Below are 13,348 nucleotides of genomic sequence, written 5' to 3' on the forward strand. Positions count from 1 at the left end.
CTAGACGTTGTAACCCGCGCCCGCGCGCGGACATGCGAGTACGGGCTGGGGCTGAGGGTAGCCGCAGGCCCCATGACGGAAATCCTCCAGAAGACGGAAAAGGCCTACCAAGGCGAGCACGACCGCCCGCTCGGCGGCTACCTCCGGATCCTCACCGTGTACGGCGGGACGGTGGCCGTGGCGGCCGCCACCGCGGCACTGGCCGGCCGGCGCGCTCCCGACCACGTCGGCGTGATGGACCTGCTGCTCATGGCCGCGTGCACGCACAAGGCGTCCCGCCTGCTGGCCAAGGACCCCGTGACCAGCCCGATCCGCGCGCCGTTCACCGAGTACGAGGGCCAGAGCGGCCCGTCCGAGCTGCGGGAGAAGCCGCGCGGCCAGGTGGGCGAGCTGCTCGCCTGCCCGTTCTGCCTGGCGCAGTGGATCGCCACCGGGTACGCCACCGGGCTCGTGCTCGCGCCCAGGTTCACCAGGCTCGCGGGCGCGACGATGACGGCGGTCGCGATCTCGGACTGGCTGCAGCTGGCCTACGCGAAGCTGATGAAATCGGCAGGCGAGGCGAAATAGCGAAGACCTGCAGATTTTGCCCTGGACGTTATTGCGGAGAAAAAGATGTTATGCAGGGATGTCTGAGGGCAGTTGCAAACGCATGGCTACTTTGCTCTGGATCATCGCCGTAATTCTCGTCATCGCCGGGATCTATGTGATCCTGGCCAGGCGCGACCTGCTTTGGGGGATCGTGCTCATCGTCCTCGGCTTCCTCGTCGGGCCGGGCGGGGTCAGCATCTTCAATGTCTAGGGCGCAAGCCGCCCTCGACCTGTCCCTGTTCGCCTCCGTCCACAACCACCGCTGGGCCGATCCCCGAGAACGGTCCAGCGGTCCCATAGCTTTGCCGAAATATCGTCGGCCCCACTCCTCATGCCCGGTCACCCGGGCATGAGGAGTGTGTGAGCAGATATCCGCCGTTCAGCCGTCACGACACCGGCGCGGCCGCGGCGCGAGTCCGGGACCAGCTCCTGCGGCTGCGGCACCGCATGCGCGGAGAGGCCATCCTCGACGAGGCCACCGCCAGGCTCGCGACCAAGCTCAACGTCCGGCCGGGCGAGGCGGCCGAGCAGCTCGCCCGGATGGCCCAGCACAGCGGCCTCGACCTGATCGAGGTGGCCAGAGGCGTCGAACGCCCGCCGGACGAGGCTCCCGAGCCGGCCGACGTGCCCGCCTGGATGCGGGGCATGCTGGAGGCCGTACACGCCTCGGCCCTCTACCTCAGTCCCGTCAAGGACCCCAGCGGCCGGGTGGTGGACTTCTTCATCGTCGCGGCCAACCGGCACGCCAGGACCGCCGCCGGTCGCACGTCCGCCGGCCTGGCCGGGCGGCGGCTCCTGACGGCCAGCCCCGGAGTGGCCGGCTCGGGGCTGCTCGACGACTACATCACCGTCTACGAGACCGGCGAGAGCGTGCACCGGGAGCCGCTGGAGTTCGTGGAGGTGCAGGACTACCTGCTCTGGCCGGCCACGCTGAGCGTGCGCGCGGCGCGGGTGGAGGACGGGCTGCTGGTGAGCTGGCGGACGCTCGACGACGAGGAGCTGCTCGTCTCGGGCTGGGAACGCGCCCAGCGCCTGGCTGAGCTGGGCTGGGGCGAGTGGAACCTGGCCACGGAGCGGATCCTGTGGACGCCGCAGATGTATGAGATGTTCGGCCGCGACCGCGGCGACGGCCCCATGGGCCTGGAGGACCTCCCCAACGTGGTGGTGCCGGACGACCTGCCGATCGTCGAGGACCAGCTGCGCTCGCTGCTGGAGTTCAGGGAGGCGGTCGAGACCGCGTACCGGGTCCAGCACCGGCACGGGGTGCGGCATCTCAACGTGTTCAGCGAGCCGATACTCGACTGGGACGGCGTGCCGGTGAAGGTGCGCTGCCTGGTCCAGGACGTGACGCGGAACCGGCGTAGGGAGCGCGCCCTGGCCGTGGCGCACGAGCAGGCCAGCAGGCAGCGGGAGCGCGCCGAGGAGGAGCACCGGATCACGGTCCAGCTCCAGAACTCGATCCTGCCGATCCGCCGCGGCCTCATCCAGCTTCCCGGGCTGAGCGTCGGCTTGCGCTACCTGCCCGGCGAGGAGCTCGCCCGCCTCGGCGGCGACTGGTGGAAGGCCCGCCTCCTCCCCGACGGCCGGGTGCTGCTCGCGATCGGGGACGCGATGGGGCACGGGCTGACCGCGGCGAGCATCATGCTCCAGATGCGCTCGGGGCTGGCCGGGCTCGCCTACACGGGCGCGGCCTCCGACCAGCTCACCACCTGGCTGAACGACCTCATCGTGCACTCCAACGAGGGAATCACGGTGACCGGGACCGCCATCGTCGGTCATTTCGCTCCGGATACGCGCACGTTCACCTGGACCAACGCCGGCCATCCCGCTCCTGTGCTGATCAGGGACGGGCACGCCGAGCTGGTGAACGGGGTGCCGGGCATGATGCTCGGGGCATTCGACGCCACGGAGTACGGGATGAACACCACGCAGCTCCGGATCGGCGACACCCTCGTGCTCTACACCGACGGGGTGGTCGAGCGGCGCGGGCGTGACCTGGAAAGCGGCATGGACGCCCTGCTCCGCTCCTCACGCAACTGCGTCTCCGACGACCCGGAGGCCACGATCGACTGCCTGCTCCGGCGGATGGGAGGCGACCAGTCCGAGGACGACGTCTGCGTCCTCGCCGCCAAAGTGCTCTAGCGCCGCCGCTCCGGCGCCTCGGATCTGCCGCCGCTCCGCGCGCCTCGGATCTAGAGCAGCCCGTTGCCGTTCATGCAGTAGACGGCGTACGCCCGGCCCAGCACCGGCAGCGCCACGTTGCGCACCCTGATGCCACCAGGCGTCATGCCCTTCTCGCTGCCCTTGTGCGCGTGCCCGTGCAGGATCAGGTCGGCGCCGGCCGTGTCGACGGCCTCGGCCAGTAGGTAGCTGCCCAGGAAGGGGTAGATCTCGTGCGGCTCCCCCTCCAGCGTCTCCTTGATCGGCGAGTAGTGCGACAGCACGATGCGCTCGTCCGCCACGATCTCCTTCAGCGCGACCTTCCACGACTCGGCGATGCTCCGGGTGTGGGACACGAAGTCCTTGATCTCCCGCTCGCCGAACTCGCTCGCGCACTTCCCGGCGAACCCGCCGCCGAACCCCTTGCCGCCGACCACACCCAGCTTCCTGTCGCCGCACTGGATGACGACCCCGTCGTCGTTCAGCACGATGACGCCGGCGTCTCGGAGCTCGCCGGCGATCTCGTACTGCAGGTCGGAGTGATAGTCGTGGTTGCCGAGCACCGCGACGACCGGTATGGGCAGGCCGCGCAGCTCGTCGGCCACCAGCCGCCCCTCCTCCAGCGTGCCGTGCCTGGTCAGGTCGCCCGCCAGCATGAATACGTCCGCGCGCTCCTCGATGCCCTCTAGCCTTCGCCGGTACTGGCCTCTGACGTCCTCACCCAGATGGATGTCGCCGGCGGCCGCGATGCGCAGGTCAGTCAAGGTGCTCGTCCTCTCCGGGCTCGGTGACCTCCATGACGTTGATCTCGTTGTGCAGGTAGAGCTCGGGCGCGGCTTCGTGCGCCACCTGGCCCAGCAACTCGCGCTGCTCGGCCCCGCTCACCTGACCACGCAGGAAGAGCTGGTCGCCACGGATGTCGACGCGGATGCCCAGCTCGTTCGTGCGCGCGTCTTCGGCCATGGCCTGCTGGACACGGGCCGCGACGTACTGCGGAGCTTCCATCGATTCCCTCCTCCCTTGTCCTGTCGGCGCCTGCCCAGTCTCGAAAGGCTCAAACGGCTCGAATCAGGTCGATAACCGCCTGTTCCACCGTTCCTGCCGTCGCCAGCCGGCCGAAGTCGACGTCCGCCCCGAGCTCGGTTAGCGCGGCCGCGATGGTCCTGTCCTGGTCGTACGCCTCTACGACGCGCGGGTCCACGTACGAGGCCCTGGCGACCGCCGGGGTGTTGCCCAGGTACTCGGCGACCTCGCGCATCACGCGGGTGACCGCGCGCTGCTTCTTGGCCTGGCCGTCGGCGCCCGCCTGCCTGGAGACGGCCAGGCCCACGGCGGCGAGCACGGTGGCGTGCCACGTGCGGAAGTCCTTGGCCGTCACCTCGCAGCCGATGAGCTCCCTGAGGTAGTCGTTGATGTCCTCGCTCCGGACGTCGCTCCAGCCGCTCTTGTCCCGGTAGCGCAGCAGCTCGCCCTGCTCTCCGAGCGCCTTGAGCGACCTGAGCACCTTGCACACCTCCGGGTCGGCCACCTCGATCTCCCGCTCGATGTCCCCCTTGGCGGGGTACGAGCAGGTGACGACGCCGTTCGCGCAGGTGACGTGGTCCATCCTGAGCGTGGCCAGCCCGTAGCTGTCGTAGCTCTCGCCGCCGACGCGGAAGAAGCCGATGTCGAGCAGGCGGGCCGCCGCGGCCAGCACCCGCTGCCTGGTGAGGCCGCGCCCGCCGAGCTGGTCGTCCACGGCCTTCCTGAACGCCGGCAGCCGCTCGGCCACCTCCAGCACCCGGTCGAACTTCTCCCGGTCCTGCTGCTCGCGCCACAGGTCGTGGTAGCGGTACTGCTTGCGCCCGGCCGCGTCCGTGCCCACGGCCTGGAGGTGGCCGTGCGGCGACGGGCAGATCCACACCTCGTCCCAGGCCGGCGGGATGGCCAGCGCCTTGATCCGCCCCAGTGTGCCGCGGTCGCGTACCGGGGTGCCGTCCGGCCGCTGGTAGCTGAAGCCGCGCCCGCGCCGCCGCCGGACGATCCCCGGCTCGCTCTGGTCACTGGTGTGCAGCTCCGCCTCGGGCATGAGAGGCGGGCTACCCGGCGCGTTAGGCGGCAAACTGGACGGGCAGGTGAGCGGCATGGTTGATAACGGAAAGTGGCATGAGGAGCGGTCCAACAGGGGCCACGCCATGGTGCCCGCCACCCCGCGCGACGTGGTGCACATCAGGGTGGGGTCATTCATGCTGATGTTCCTGTTCGCGTTCGCGGTGCTCGGGCTCATCGCTCGGGCCCCGGTGATGACGGGTGTCGCCGTCGTCCTGGCGATCATCACCGTCGTCGACATCGTCCTGGCAGTACGCCGGCAGAAGCGCCGGCGAGACGGAGAGGCAGGCTGATTCAGACATGGCACCACTTCGAGGGCGAGTAGTGGTGGTGACGGGCGCGAGCGGCGGTGTCGGGCGCGCGGTCGCCCGCGAGCTCGGCGCCCGTGGGGCCAAGGTGGCCCTGATCGCGCGAGGGACGGCCGGGCTCGGCGCCGCCGCCGTGGACGTAGGGGCGGAGGGCGGCACCGGGCAGGTCTACGAGGCCGACATCGCCGATTACGACCAGGTACGGCAGGCCGCGGAGCGGATCGAGGCGGAGATGGGACCGATTTCGGTCTGGATCAACACCGCCTTTTCTTCGGTCTTCGCGAAATTTACCGACATTTCTCCAGAGGAATATCAACGCACCACTGAGGTGACTTACCTGGGATATGTCTGGGGCACCAAGGTGGCACTCGACTTAATGGGGCCGCGGAACGCGGGCGCGATCGTCCAGACGGGCTCGGCCCTGTCACAGCGCGGCATCCCGCTGCAGTCGGCGTACTGCGGCGCCAAGCACGCGGTCAAGGGCTTCACGGAGTCGGTACGCACCGAGCTGCTGGCCGACGGCAGCGACCTCCACGTCACGCTCGTCCAGCTGCCCGCCGTCAACACCCCTCAGTTCGACTGGGTCCTGTCCAAGCTCCGCCGCCACCCGCAACCGGTCCCGCCGATCTACCAGCCGGAGGTCGCGGCCCGGGCCATCGTGTACGCGGCCGAGCACCCGGAACGCAAGGAGTACTGGGTGGGCGCCAGCACGGTGGCCACCATGCTCGCCCAGAAGGTGGCCCCGGCCCTGGTGGACCGCTACCTCGCCCGAACGGGCGCGTCCTCCCAGCTCACCGACGACAAGCCGCCGAGCGGCGTGGCGAACCTGTGGAAACCCGCCGACGAGTCCGCGGACTACGGCGCGCACGGGTCGTTCGACGAGCGCTCCAAGAGCCGCAGCCCCCAGGTCTGGCTGTCGCAGCATCGCGTCCCGGCCCTGATCACCCTGGTGGCAGGCGCGGCCATGGCCGCCTTCGCCACCCTGCGCAGCCGCAAGCGCTGACCCTCCGCCCTCTCCCCCGGCGCCGGCGGACACCGATCCGCCGCGCTCACGTGCCGGTCCGCACCGTGGGCCGGCGGCGTCAAGCAGGCCAGGCGGGGTAGGCGGCATAGAACGTCTTCCAGGAGGACACGATGCCCGAGCGCGATCTTCATTATCTGGCCGAGCTGGCCGCCCAGCTGCGTGTCGACTCCGTGCGGGCCGCCGCGGAGGCCGGCTCCGGCCATCCGACCTCGTCCATGTCCGCCGCCGATCTGATGGCCGTGTTGTTCGCCTGTCATCTGCGCTATGACTTCGACGATCCGGACAATCCGGCCAACGATCAGCTGATCTTCTCCAAGGGCCACGCCTCCCCGCTGCTCTACTCGCTCTACAAGGCGGCAGGGGCGATCGACGATGCGGAGTTGCTGTCGTTCCGCCAGCGCGGGAGCCGGCTCGAAGGACATCCGACGCCCCGGCTGCCGTGGGTGGACGTGGCCACCGGCTCGCTGGGACAGGGACTCCCCGTGGGCGTCGGGGTGGCCATGGCCGGGCGGCTGGAGCGGCTGCCGTACCGGGTGTGGGTGTTGTGCGGGGACAGCGAGCTGGCCGAGGGGTCGATCTGGGAGGCGGCCGAGCACGCCGGATGCGAGGGGCTGGCCAACCTGATCGCCATCGTGGACGTGAACAGGCTGGGGCAGCGGGGTCCCACCCGGCACGGGTGGGACACCGGCGCGTACGCGCGCAGGTTCGGGGCGTTCGGGTGGCACACGATCGAGATCGACGGGCACGATCCTGGGCAGATCGACTATGCCTTGCAGGACGCGTGCAACACGCGCAGGCGGCCGACCGTGATCCTGGCCAAGACGCGTAAGGGCGAGGGGGTCCTGGAGGTCGAGAACCGCGAAGGGGCCCACGGCAAGGCGCTCAAGGACCCGGACAAGGCCATCGACGAGCTGGGCGGGCAGCGGCGCGTACGCGTCGAGGTGCACAAGCCCGACCAGGGGGCCGTGCCGTTCCGGTTCGCCGAGAAGCCGATGAGCCTGCCCTCGTACGAGCTGGGCGAGAAGGTGGCGACCAGGACCGCGTTCGGCGCGGCGCTGGCGGCGCTCGGCACGGCCTGCGGGGACGTCGTGGCGCTGGACGGCGAGGTGGCCGACTCCACGAAGGCGGCCGCGTTCGAGAAGGAGTTCCCCGAGCGGTTCTTCGAGATGTACATCGCCGAGCAGCAGCTCGTTGCCGCCGCCGTCGGGCTGCAGGCGCGCGGGTGGCGGCCGTACGCGGCCACGTTCGCGGCGTTCCTGACCAGGGCGCACGACTTCATCAGGATGGCCGGGGTGAGCCGGGCCTCCATCCGGCTGGTCGGGTCGCACGCGGGAGTGGCGATCGGCGAGGACGGGCCGTCCCAGATGGGGCTGGAGGACCTGGCCATGCTGCGGACCACGTACGGCAGCACCGTGCTCTACCCGTGCGACGCCAACCAGGCGGTGGCGCTCACCGCGGCCATGGCCGACCTCGAAGGCGTCTCCTACCTGCGGACCACGCGCGGCGACACACCGGTGATCTACGCGCCGGGCGAGCGGTTCCCCGTGGGCGGGTCCCGCGTGCTGCGGCAATCGCCCGGTGACCGGGCCACGATCGTGGCGGCCGGCGTGACCGTGCACGAGGCGCTGGCGGCGGCCGACGAGCTGGCCGCCTCGGACATACCCGTGGGGGTCATCGACCTGTACTCGATCAAGCCGGTGGACACGGCGGCGCTGATCGAGGCGGCCACCACGACCGGGAACCTGATCACGGTCGAGGACCATCGGCTCGAAGGCGGCCTCGGCGACGCGGTGTCGGACGCGGTCGGCGAGCTCGGGCCCAGGGTGGTGAAGCTGGCGGTGACCGGGCTGCCCGGCTCGGCGACGCCGGAGGAGCAGCTCGCCGACGCGGGCATCGACCGGCGCGCCATCGCGAACGCGGTCAAGCGGCTGCTGTGAGCCGCCGGCCCCGGTAGCAATAGACGCAGTAGCAAGAGACGCAGTAGCAAGAGACGCGGTAGCAACAGAGGAGGGCCGGCAGGTTGCGGCGGGATTTGCCCGCCTTTCCTGCCGGCCCTCTTATCGGCTGTTCTTCCGTCGGCCCTGCTGTCAGCCCGGCCATCGGCACAGCCGTCAGCGTGATTTCGTCGTGGCCTTCGTCTTGGACTTGGACATGGTCTTCGGCGTGGCCTTCGTGGCGGGCCTCGTCGAAGTCTTGGACTTCGGCGTGGCCTTCGCGGTGGTCCTGGCGGTGGACCTCGTCGTCGAAGCCTTCGCCGTGGTCCTGGTGGCAGGCCGCGCCGAGGACTTCGCCACCGTCTTCGGCGTGGCCTTCGTCGAGGCCTTCGTCGTGGACTTGGTGGCGGGCCTCGCCGAAGCCTTCGTCGTGGACTTCGTCCCGGACTTCGGCATGGCCTTCGTCCCGGACTTCGGCATGGACTTCGGCGTGGCCTTCGCGGTGGTCCTGGTGGCGGGCCTCGCCGAAGTCTTCGCCATGGTCTTCGGCGCGGACTTCGACGAGGCCTTCGTCGTGGACTTCGGCGCGGCCTTGGTGCTGGCCTTGGTGGTGGCCCTCGCCGTGGTCCTGGTGGCGGGCCTCGCCGAAGTCTTCGCCATCGTCTTCGGCGCGGACTTCGACGAGGCCTTCGTCGTGGACTTCGGCGCGGCCTTGGTGGTGGCCTTGGTGGTGGCCTTCGTCGCGGACTTCGCCATGGACTTCGGCATGGCCTTTGAGGTGGCCTGCCTGCTCATCTTCCTGATGGCGCCCACCAGCTCCTGCTTGGTCATCTTCGACCGGCCGGTCACGCCGAGCTTCTTGGCGACGTTCTGCAGGTGTTCCTTACTGGCGTTGGCGTCGACGCCTCCGGCAGTCCTGCCTGAGCGGTCCATGGCACCCTTGTCCGACGGGCCCTTGGCCTGCTTCGGCTCCCAGTGGTCGCCGATCTTCTCGAACGAGTGCTTGAGCGCGGCGAACGCGGTCATCTGCGCACGTCGTCCCTGGCCGTACTCCTTGACGGCCGAGTCGTGGGCCTTGACCCACGTGTTCTGTGCCTTCTTCGGCGAACGCATGATGGTCGACGGCAGCTCTGCAACGGCTGGCATGTCGAGTCACCTCCTACAGCGGTGGTTCGTCGTAACGGCGTCGCTCCTCGTAGACAGTGGTCCTGCGGGTCTCGGGCTCCTCGTAGATCTCATGGCGATGCACCGGCTCGTCGATGGGGCCGACTGCCCTGCGGGTGACGGCGATCCGGTAGATGCCGAACAGGAGCCCGGCCAGACCGCCGAGCATGAGAATGACACCGACTACGTTGATGTCGAGACCGGCGAGGTCGAACTCGACGGCCCAGGTGAGGATCGCACCAAGCATGATGAGGATGATGCTTCCGGCGATGGTCATCAGATTTACCTCCTTGACACGAAGGAACCTCTATCCACATGTCGAAAAACAAACCAGTCGTGGTGATCGGGCTGATGGGCTCGGGCAAGACGACGGCGGGCCGGTTGATCGGTACGGCGCTCGGACTGCCGTTCAGCGACAGCGATCCGTACCTCCAGACGAAGTACGGCGGCACCGCCGCGCAGCTCGCCGCCCGTGAAGGAGCGGACGCTTTGCACCGGTACGAAGCCGAGCACGTGCTGCGCGAACTGGCCGGTGAACCCAAGGTGATAGCGGCGGCGGCCAGCACGGTCGAGGACCCCCGAGTGCGTGCGGCGATGCGTGACGCTTTCGTGGTCTGGGTGGACGCCTCCGACGCGGTGCTGGCCGAGCGGATGAAGTCGAGCGACCATCGTCCCGACTTCGGCCCGGCCGCCATGCGGGCCCGCCGCGAGCCGTATTTCCGTGAGGTGGCCGACCTGATCGCCGACGTCGGCATCCTGCACCCCGAGCAGGTGCGGGACGCCGTGCTACGGAAAATGGGTTTGCCCACGCCTGATCAAGACTGATAACCAGGGAAAATGTTCGCCGAGAAACCCACGCTGACGGGTGAGCGCGTGACGCTGTGCCCGGTCGGCCCCGAGCACACCGAGGGCCTGTTCGAGCTGGTCTCCGACCCGGAGGTCACCCGGCTGACCGGCTCACACGGCGAGATCGACCTCGTGGCCGCCCAGCAGTGGTACGCCACCAGAGCGCAGCACGACGACCGGCTCGACCTCGCCATCATGGCGGACGGCCAGTACGTCGGCGAGGTCGTACTCAACGAGCTCGACCGGCACAACCTCGCCTGCAATCTGCGCATCGCCCTCATCGGCCCTCGGGCCTTCGGGAAGGGGTTCGGCACCGAGGCCATCGAGCTGGTCCTCGACCACGCCTTCGCCACGACGCCCCTCCACCGGATCAGGCTCGGCGTCTACACCTTCAACGAGCGAGCGCGGCACGTGTACAAGAAGGTCGGCTTCGTCGAGGAGGGCGTGGAGCGCGACGCCCTGCTGTGGGACGGCGAGTGGCACGACTCGGTGCTCATGTCGGTGCTGCGCACGGAGTGGCCGGCAAGATCCGGAAGCCTGGCATAATGATCATGACACATGGGTCCCCCGAGGCGCGCGGGGGACCTGTGGCGTCCTTTTCCGACAACCAATGGGCGGTGCCGTGCATCTAAGCATCAGTGACGATGCGCTTGGTGCCCGGTGACCCCGAGAGGCTCGGCAGCTACTGGCTGTCGGCCCGGCTCGGCGCGGGCGGGCGCGGGGTCGTCTACGACGCCTACGACGACGACGGCCGCAGGTTCGCGGTCACGGTGCCGCGCTGCGAAGTCGGGCGGCGGTTCGAGCGGGTGTCCAGCCGTCATCTGGCCGAGGTGGTCGCCGTCGGCACCGACGGAGGCATCCCGTACGTCGTGAGCGAGTTCGTGTCCGGGCCTGACCTGCGGCACGCGGTCGAGCTGCACGGCGTCTACACGGACGGCGAGCTGGTCGCGCTCGCGGACGCCCTGGCCGGGGCGCTGACCGCGTTGCACGAGGCCGGGCTCACCCATCGCGGGCTCAACCCGGAGAGCGTGCTGCTGTCCGACGGCGGGCCGAAGGTGATCGAGCTGGGGCTGCCCGCCGGCGGGGCGATGGGCGGGACGTACACCTATCTCGCTCCCGAGGTCGTCACCGGGCAGGAGCCCGGGGCGGCGGCCGACGTGTTCGCCTGGGGCGCGGTGGTGCTGTTCGCGGCCACGGGACGCGATCCGTTCTGCGGGGAGAGCCTGGGCGGGGTGATGCACCGGCTGCTCACCGTCGATCCCGATCTGAGCGTGCTGCCCGAAGCCCTGCGCGGGCCGGTCGGGCGGGCGCTGGCCAAGGACCCGGCCGACCGGCCCGCGGCCGGCGAGCTGCGGACCGGGCCCGCGGCCGGGCCCGAGGCAGGCGCCGCCGCCGCGCCTGGAGCCGCGGGCGTGCCGGGGGCCGGGACCGCGGGTGCGCCGGGGGCTGGGACCGCCGGTTCGCCGGGGGCCGGGAGCGGTGCCGGGTTGCGGCCGCCCGAGGGGTACGCGGGGCCGCGGCCGTTGGGCGAGGTGGCCGAGGAGGTTTACCAGGGCCTCACGCCCCGCCAGCAGGAAGAGGTGCCGGGCCTGCTGCTGCGCCTGCTCGACGGCGACACCCCGCAGGACGAGGGCGACGTGCTGGGCCCGCTCATGGAGGCAGGTCTCCTGGTACGCCGCAGCGTGCGCGTACCGACCGTGGAGACCTCCATCGGCAAGCTCGTGGCCATCAGCGACGACCGGGTGGCCCCGGCCAGCGCCGCGCTCTACCGGGCCTGGCCCCGGCTGCGTGGCTGGGTCGCCGACGAGCGCGACGGCCTGGCGGTGCACCGGGCGATCCGCACGGCGGCCAGGCACTGGTCGGAGCACCGGCGCGGCAGGAGCCACCTCTTCCGCGGCCAGAGACTCGACACCGCGCTCGGCTGGGCCGCGACCAAGCGCCGCCACCTGCGGCTCAACCAGCTCGAACGCGACTTCATCAACGACAGCGTGACCCTGTCCAAGCAGCGCAGGAAGCTGCTGGCCCCCGCCCTGGCCGGGCTGGCCGCGGTGCTGGCCGTGGCGGTGACGATGTCCGTCGTCTCCGTGCACGGCCAGAACCAGCTGCGCGGCCGGCTCATCGAGGCCGACGCGCGGGCCGTGGCCGCCAGGGCGGAGGCTCTGCGGGACTCGGATCCGCGCACGGCGATGCGGCTGAGCGTGGCCGCCTATCGGCTGTCGCCGGTCTTCGAGGCGCGGGCGGCGCTCCAGGCCTCGCTCGTGCAGCCGGAGCTGGGGGTGTTCACCGATCCGGCCCCCGACCCGCGGGCCCGCTACCTGCTGCGCGGGGACGACCTGGTCAGATGGGGCGCGGGCGGCGTCACCGTCTGGGACGTGACCGCCGGGCGGCGGCTCGCCTCGTACACGCTGCCCATGGGGAGCACGGCGCTGAGCGACGACGGCCGGTACGCCGAGGGCGCCGACGGCAAGCCGTTCGAGGTGGCCACCGGGCGACCGCCGGCCGGGGGCACGTACGCGATCAGCAGCGGCAACGAGACCAAGGTGTACCGGGGCGCGCAGGTGCTCTTCGACGTCACCGACCGCAAGGTGGCCGTCTCCCCCGGCGGCGCGCGAGTGGCCTTCTCCAGCCTGGGCGGGCGCGTCGAGGTGTGGGACGTGGCGGCCGGGCGGGCCAGGACGCGGATCGTCGAGGTGCAGCCGCTCACCGGGGCGGACGCGGCGGCCCCGGACCTGGCCTTCAGCCCCGGCGGCACGACGCTGGCGGTGACCGGGCGCGACGGGATCACGCTCGTGGCGGCGCAGGAGCAGCGGGCCGCCCGGACGAACCGGGCGGAGACCATAGCCGCGGACACCTCCGCCACGTCCACCGAAGAAGCGTCCACCCAGGATGCATCCGACCGGGAAGCGTCCACCCGAGAAGCAGCCACGCGAGAGGCGTCCGGCCGGGAAGCATCCACCCGGGAAGCATCCACCCGAGAAGCAGCCGACCGAGAAGCAGCCGCTGCGGAAGCGCGACCCGCGGAAGAAGCGCGGCCCGCCGGCGAGGCTCGGGCGAGCGAAGAAGCGCGGCCGGACGGAGCGGCATCGCGGGCTGAAGACGCGCGGTCCACCACCGAGACGTCCTCCACCATCAAAGCGCTGCCCACCACCGGGACGCGGTCCGCCGCAGAGACTCAGTCCACCACCGGCACATCGCCCGCCACCGAAGTGCCGCCCACCGCCAAGGCCCCCTCCACC

At 70.6% G+C, this 13,348-nt stretch carries 13 protein-coding genes and 1 pseudogene; 9 read left to right on the forward strand and 5 right to left on the reverse strand.

Annotated features, from left to right (window positions below):
* Nucleotides 1–72 precede the first annotated feature (72 nt).
* From ETD85_RS36200 to ETD85_RS36205, 3 genes are all read left to right on the forward strand, one after another.
* Nucleotides 73–567, forward strand: coding sequence for a DUF1360 domain-containing protein (locus ETD85_RS36200; RefSeq protein ID WP_138694324.1), 495 nt, complete (start codon nucleotides 73–75; stop codon nucleotides 565–567).
* 82 nt (nucleotides 568–649) lie between these two features.
* Nucleotides 650–799 (forward strand): GPGG-motif small membrane protein, encoded by a 150-nt coding sequence (locus tag ETD85_RS63520; RefSeq protein WP_020543887.1) that lies wholly within the window; start codon nucleotides 650–652, stop codon nucleotides 797–799.
* Between the two features lie 149 nt (nucleotides 800–948).
* Nucleotides 949–2,730 carry a PP2C family protein-serine/threonine phosphatase gene (locus tag ETD85_RS36205; RefSeq protein ID WP_138694325.1) on the forward strand — a complete coding sequence of 594 codons (1,782 nt, stop codon included), beginning with the start codon at nucleotides 949–951 and terminating at the stop codon, nucleotides 2,728–2,730.
* A 50-nt stretch (nucleotides 2,731–2,780) separates the two neighbouring features.
* Here ETD85_RS36205 and ETD85_RS36210 read toward each other — a convergent pair whose 3' ends face one another.
* Genes ETD85_RS36210 through ETD85_RS36220 form a run of 3 tightly spaced genes read right to left on the reverse strand, consistent with a single transcriptional unit; the run spans nucleotide 2,781 to nucleotide 4,816 of the window.
* Complete coding sequence (locus ETD85_RS36210) at nucleotides 2,781–3,512, reverse strand: metallophosphoesterase family protein (protein ID WP_138694326.1); 732 nt, start codon at nucleotides 3,510–3,512, stop codon at nucleotides 2,781–2,783.
* Entirely contained in the window at nucleotides 3,505–3,753 is a 249-nt protein-coding gene (locus ETD85_RS36215; protein ID WP_138694327.1) for a BON domain-containing protein, read from the reverse strand. Before ETD85_RS36215 ends, ETD85_RS36210 begins: the two co-directional genes overlap by 8 nt.
* 49 nt (nucleotides 3,754–3,802) lie before the next feature.
* Nucleotides 3,803–4,816, reverse strand: coding sequence for a DNA topoisomerase IB (locus tag ETD85_RS36220; RefSeq protein WP_138694328.1), 1,014 nt, complete (start codon nucleotides 4,814–4,816; stop codon nucleotides 3,803–3,805).
* Between the two features lie 55 nt (nucleotides 4,817–4,871).
* Between ETD85_RS36220 and ETD85_RS36225 the strand changes: the two genes are divergently transcribed.
* The 3 genes from ETD85_RS36225 to ETD85_RS36235 all read left to right on the forward strand — a co-directional run bounded on the left by ETD85_RS36225 (nucleotide 4,872) and on the right by ETD85_RS36235 (nucleotide 8,105).
* The gene (locus tag ETD85_RS36225) at nucleotides 4,872–5,129 is read left to right on the forward strand and encodes a hypothetical protein (protein ID WP_138694329.1); all 258 of its coding nucleotides are present in this window, start codon (nucleotides 4,872–4,874) and stop codon (nucleotides 5,127–5,129) included.
* Between the two features lie 7 nt (nucleotides 5,130–5,136).
* Complete coding sequence (locus tag ETD85_RS36230) at nucleotides 5,137–6,147, forward strand: SDR family oxidoreductase (RefSeq protein WP_138694330.1); 1,011 nt, start codon at nucleotides 5,137–5,139, stop codon at nucleotides 6,145–6,147.
* Between the two features lie 131 nt (nucleotides 6,148–6,278).
* Nucleotides 6,279–8,105: a transketolase gene (locus tag ETD85_RS36235; RefSeq protein ID WP_138694331.1), complete on the forward strand. Its 1,827-nt coding sequence runs from the start codon at nucleotides 6,279–6,281 to the stop codon at nucleotides 8,103–8,105.
* A gap of 765 nt (nucleotides 8,106–8,870) precedes the next feature.
* On the opposite strand, the pseudogene ETD85_RS66075 reads toward ETD85_RS36235, so the two are convergent.
* Together ETD85_RS66075 and ETD85_RS36245 are read right to left on the reverse strand one after the other, a co-directional pair.
* Nucleotides 8,871–9,248, reverse strand: a pseudogene (locus ETD85_RS66075) (ChaB family protein); the annotation flags it as partial.
* A gap of 13 nt (nucleotides 9,249–9,261) precedes the next feature.
* The gene (locus ETD85_RS36245; protein ID WP_138694333.1) at nucleotides 9,262–9,543 is read right to left on the reverse strand and encodes a hypothetical protein; all 282 of its coding nucleotides are present in this window, start codon (nucleotides 9,541–9,543) and stop codon (nucleotides 9,262–9,264) included.
* Between the two features lie 38 nt (nucleotides 9,544–9,581).
* On the opposite strand from ETD85_RS36245, the gene ETD85_RS36250 reads away from it, so the two are divergent.
* The 3 genes from ETD85_RS36250 to ETD85_RS36260 form a co-directional block, all read left to right on the forward strand.
* Nucleotides 9,582–10,091: a shikimate kinase gene (locus tag ETD85_RS36250; protein ID WP_240779654.1), complete on the forward strand. Its 510-nt coding sequence runs from the start codon at nucleotides 9,582–9,584 to the stop codon at nucleotides 10,089–10,091.
* 12 nt (nucleotides 10,092–10,103) lie between these two features.
* The gene (locus tag ETD85_RS36255) at nucleotides 10,104–10,658 is read left to right on the forward strand and encodes a GNAT family N-acetyltransferase (protein WP_138694334.1); all 555 of its coding nucleotides are present in this window, start codon (nucleotides 10,104–10,106) and stop codon (nucleotides 10,656–10,658) included.
* Between the two features lie 98 nt (nucleotides 10,659–10,756).
* On the forward strand, nucleotides 10,757–13,348 hold a 2,592-nt coding region (locus ETD85_RS36260; protein ID WP_138694335.1), incomplete at its 3' end, for a WD40 repeat domain-containing serine/threonine protein kinase.

Source organism: Nonomuraea zeae (genome assembly GCF_005889725.1).
Lineage (GTDB): Bacteria > Actinomycetota > Actinomycetes > Streptosporangiales > Streptosporangiaceae > Nonomuraea > Nonomuraea zeae.

Excerpts from the sequence above, each read along its gene's own strand:
- ETD85_RS36225 (WP_138694329.1), top strand. The coding sequence starts at position 4,872 with ATGGTTGATAACGGAAAGTGGCATGAGGAGCGGTCCAACAGGGGCCAC.
- ETD85_RS36245 (WP_138694333.1), bottom strand. The coding sequence starts at position 9,543 with ATGACCATCGCCGGAAGCATCATCCTCATCATGCTTGGTGCGATCCTC.
- ETD85_RS36255 (WP_138694334.1), top strand. The coding sequence starts at position 10,104 with ATGTTCGCCGAGAAACCCACGCTGACGGGTGAGCGCGTGACGCTGTGC.
- ETD85_RS63520 (WP_020543887.1), top strand. The coding sequence starts at position 650 with ATGGCTACTTTGCTCTGGATCATCGCCGTAATTCTCGTCATCGCCGGG.
- ETD85_RS36235 (WP_138694331.1), top strand. The coding sequence starts at position 6,279 with ATGCCCGAGCGCGATCTTCATTATCTGGCCGAGCTGGCCGCCCAGCTG.
- ETD85_RS36250 (WP_240779654.1), top strand. The coding sequence starts at position 9,582 with ATGTCGAAAAACAAACCAGTCGTGGTGATCGGGCTGATGGGCTCGGGC.
- ETD85_RS36215 (WP_138694327.1), bottom strand. The coding sequence starts at position 3,753 with ATGGAAGCTCCGCAGTACGTCGCGGCCCGTGTCCAGCAGGCCATGGCC.
- ETD85_RS36200 (WP_138694324.1), top strand. The coding sequence starts at position 73 with ATGACGGAAATCCTCCAGAAGACGGAAAAGGCCTACCAAGGCGAGCAC.
- ETD85_RS36230 (WP_138694330.1), top strand. The coding sequence starts at position 5,137 with ATGGCACCACTTCGAGGGCGAGTAGTGGTGGTGACGGGCGCGAGCGGC.
- ETD85_RS36220 (WP_138694328.1), bottom strand. The coding sequence starts at position 4,816 with ATGCCCGAGGCGGAGCTGCACACCAGTGACCAGAGCGAGCCGGGGATC.